Below are 3,884 nucleotides of genomic sequence, written 5' to 3'. Positions count from 1 at the left end.
GAGGAGCCACTTTCAACGTTGGAAGATGCTATAAGCTGTCAACGAATTATTGAAGCTTGCGAACGTTCTGAAAAAGAGGGGATCCATGTGGAGTTTTAATTAAAGAGCTAATGAACCTGGTAGCCGGAAATGTTATAAGTACAAAGAGAAAAATGAAAATTTCAAAATTATTTTTTTGCGCATTTTTTGTTCTGGCACTGAATTCATGTGGCAAAAAAAGCAATATCCTGGAGCTCAAAAAGGGGACTAATATTGTTCTTATTGGCAATAACCTGGGTTCCCGGATGATGAATTTTGGTCATTTTGAAACAGAATTGCAGTTGCGTTACCCGGATAGTCTCCTTACGATTAGAAATATGTGCGATGGGGGCAATACGCCGGGCTTCAGACCACACTCTTCCAGAAATTCTCCATGGGCTTTTCCGGGAGCAGAGAAGTTTCAGACCGAACTGGGGGAACCATCGGGAAGTATTGGGCATTATGAAACGGAAGATGAATGGCTGAGCAGACTGAGAGCAGATATTATAATCGCATTTTTTGGTTATAACGAATCCTTTCAGGGTAAAGAAGGTCTGGAGAATTATAAAGCTGAATTGCACGCTTTTATTCAGCATACTTTAGATCAGAAGTACAATGGTGAAACAAGCCCACAATTAGCTTTGGTTTCTCCTATTGCTTTTGAGGACCTGACCGCCAAATTAGACCTGCCAAATGGCGTAGAAGAGAATAAAAACCTGGCTATGTATACTCAGGCCATGAGAGAAGTAGCTGCAACAGATAGTATACTATTTGTAGATGCATTTGAAGCCTCCGGCAAATGGTTTACTTCTGAAATAAAGGATTTAACCGCAGATGGATTTCAACTAAACGATTTTGGCTATCAAAAGCTATCAAAGTTTTTGGCAGACCGGATATTTGGAAATGAGAAGAGAAAATCAGAAGAGAATCGTACCATGGTTCAGGAGGCCGTCATTGATAAAAACTGGTTTTGGCATAACGATTTTAAAATACCAAATGGAGTGCATGCAAACGGCAGGCGTTTCAATCCTTTTGGCCCCGACAACTATCCTTTTGAAATAGAAAAAATACGACAGATGACGGCCATTCGGGATACTGCAATTTGGGCTGCATTAAGAGGTTCTAAGATAGATTTAGCAGCGGCAGATGCCAAAACTCTTAAACTTCCTCCTGTAAAAACCAATTATGATCCGGGTCAAGGCGATGTTGAAGCAGGTTATCTGTATGGAAAAGATGCGTTGGACAAGATCGATGTAGCCAAGGGTTATAAAATAGAATTGTTTGCCTCTGAAAAGGAATTCCCGGACCTAGCCAATCCTGTACAGCTGTCCTTTGACAACAAGGGCAGACTTTGGGTAGGTGTAATGCCCAGCTATCCCCATTACAAACCGGGCGACAGTAAACCAAACGATAAGTTGCTCATTTTGGAAGATACTGACAATGATGGCCTGGCCGATAAGCAAACTACATTTGCTGATGGGCTTCACCTGACTATTGGTTTTGAATTTGCACCTGAAGGTGTATACGTGTCTCAGGGAACAAATCTCATCTTACTCACGGATACTAATGGTGATGATAAGGCCGATACAAAAGAAATAATACTGAGTGGATTTGACGACCATGATACGCATCATGCTATTAGCGCCTTTTCGGCAGACCCTTCCGGGGCGCTTTACATGGGAGAAGGTGTGTTTTTACATACTAATGTGGAGACCGCATATGGCCCGGTAAGGGCTACCAATGGAGGATTTTATCGTTACAGCCCACAAAGGCATCATTTGGAGCGTACCGCTCAACTTCCTATTCCAAACCCCTGGGGAATAGCTTTTGATGAATGGGGCCAGAATTTCTTTGCTCATACATCTGGACCAGATGTTACCTGGATGATGCCCGGATCTATTAAGCCAAGATATGGACAGGCCTCCCCATTACCCAAAAATCTTATACAGGAGGAACACCGGGTTCGTCCTACCTCTGGTTTGGAATTTATTTCCAGTCGACATTTTCCGGATGAAGTCCAGGGCGATTTGATCATCAACAACACTATCGGATTCCTGGGGACCAAACAACATACTATGGTTGATGATCCTGAATCTGCCGGATACCTAAGTGAACACAGAATGGATTTAGTGACATCTGATGACACTAATTTTCGTCCGGTGGATATGGAGTTTGCTCCCGATGGGTCGCTTTATTTGGTAGATTGGCATAATGTATTGGTGGGTCATATGCAACACAATGCCCGTGATCCTTTGCGTGATCATGTTCATGGCAGAATATATCGGATTACTTATCCATCCAGGCCTCTCGTTAAGCCGGCGAAGATCGTTAATGCAAGTATTGATGAGTTATTCGATAATTTAAAACTTCCTGAATACCGGACGCGGTACAGGACAAGAAGGGAATTACGTGCCAGGGATTCTTCTGAAGTACTTGCTAAAATTAAAGACTGGGTGAGTGACCTTGATAAAAATGATAGCAAATATGAACACCATGTTCTGGAAGCCTTATGGGTAAGTTGGGGATTGAACCAAATTGATGATGATCTTTTAAGGCAACTCTTAAATGCTGAGGATTACAGAGCAAGAGCTGCCGCAGTACGAGTTTTGAGGTATGCTGGTCATCAGATCCCGGACCAGGCAAACCTATTGAAAATAGCTGCCAAAGATGATAATCCCCGAGTGCGACTTGAAGCCTTTGTTGCCGGATCGTGGTTAGAAAAGGAATCCGCAATTGCTGTACTTGAGGCTGCAGGTCAGAAACCACTGGATGATTGGATGAAGTTACCTTATGAGGCTGCAATAGCACACATTAATGGTCATAATTTGGGGCAGGACCCGGAAACAAAAGGTATAAAAACCGAACTTAAGGGAAAAGAACTCGCATTGTTTATTAAAGGCGAAGAAATATATAAAAGAGAGGGCTATTGTATAACCTGTCATCAGCCGGATGGAAGAGGTTTAAGTGCCTCCCAATTTCCACCACTGGCTGGGGTAAAATGGGTTACAGGTAGTGAGGACCGCCTAATTAAGCTAACACTCAAAGGGCTTATGGGACCTATTGATGTTAAGGGAAAAACATATCCCGGCCAGGTTCCTATGACTCCATTTGGTGGTATGCTGGACGATGAAGAAGTGGCAGCTGTATTAACGTTTGTAAGGAATGCTTTCGGAAATAAGGCCTCTGCTGTCTTACCTAAAAAAGTAAGGGAAGTAAGGAATAATATTGAGGATAAAGAAGGCTTTTATACTGCGGAAGAGCTTTTAAAGGAACATCCAATTAACTAAGCACCTGCACCAAATTCAAATATTTTGTCCATTGGAAGCCACTTTTCACCAGGTTTGGCGAAAGGTAAGGCCTGCTGATAATTCCACATTAAAACCTCCCATTCCTGTACTTTTTCATTATGGGCATCAAGTTTTGCTTTTCTATCAAAAGAAAAATGGTCTTCTACTTCAATAAGCATAAATAAACGGTTTCCAACACGATAGATTTCCATGTGATTAATACCAGAGTTTTTGAGGCTATCCAATACTTCGGGCCATACATTGGTATGATACTCCTCATATTTGGCTATTAGTGTATCGTCATTTTTAAGATCTAATGCGAGACAATGTCTTTTCATGATTTTGTTTTTTCTTAATAATGATTTTTAAAGGTCAGAATCAAAAATAAAGCTATCTAATTCAGCAGAAGACCAGGGTGTTATCTTACCTTGAGTCCGAAACCTTATTTTTCCAACTGTGCCATTTGAAATGGCCTCGGCAGAATTTCCCCAGCTATTTCTAATATAGGTAGAAATGGCAGCTATGTCTTCATTTTGCAGTGTGGAGAATGAAGGCATATTAGGTAATATTTCAGGAATC

3 protein-coding genes are annotated in these 3,884 nt (G+C 41.6%); 1 reads left to right on the top strand and 2 read right to left on the bottom strand.

Translation table 11 applies throughout. The features are described from left to right. Nucleotides 1-110: 110 nt before the first annotated feature. Entirely contained in the window at nucleotides 111-3,305 is a 3,195-nt protein-coding gene (locus tag Q0X89_RS13510) for a PVC-type heme-binding CxxCH protein (RefSeq protein WP_297695047.1), read from the top strand. Here the strand turns inward: Q0X89_RS13510 and Q0X89_RS13505 are convergent. Together Q0X89_RS13505 and Q0X89_RS13500 are read right to left on the bottom strand one after the other, a co-directional pair. After that, nucleotides 3,302-3,643 carry an L-rhamnose mutarotase gene (locus Q0X89_RS13505; RefSeq protein ID WP_297695045.1) on the bottom strand — a complete coding sequence of 114 codons (342 nt, stop codon included), beginning with the start codon at nucleotides 3,641-3,643 and terminating at the stop codon, nucleotides 3,302-3,304. The genes Q0X89_RS13510 and Q0X89_RS13505 overlap by 4 nt on opposite strands. A gap of 27 nt (nucleotides 3,644-3,670) precedes the next feature. Beyond that, the coding region (locus Q0X89_RS13500; RefSeq protein ID WP_297695043.1) for a hypothetical protein at nucleotides 3,671-3,884 on the bottom strand (214 nt) is incomplete at its 5' end.

The sequence above is a fragment of the uncultured Eudoraea sp. genome (genome assembly GCF_947258525.1).
In the GTDB taxonomy this organism is placed as follows: domain Bacteria; phylum Bacteroidota; class Bacteroidia; order Flavobacteriales; family Flavobacteriaceae; genus Eudoraea.
The sequence above is the reverse complement of the archived record's forward strand: the minus strand, read 5'-3'. Positions and strand labels throughout refer to the sequence as shown.

Coding starts and splice junctions, on each gene's coding strand:
- Q0X89_RS13505 (WP_297695045.1), bottom strand. CDS start 3,643: ATGAAAAGACATTGTCTCGCATTAGATCTTAAAAATGACGATACACTA.
- Q0X89_RS13510 (WP_297695047.1), top strand. CDS start 111: ATGAACCTGGTAGCCGGAAATGTTATAAGTACAAAGAGAAAAATGAAA.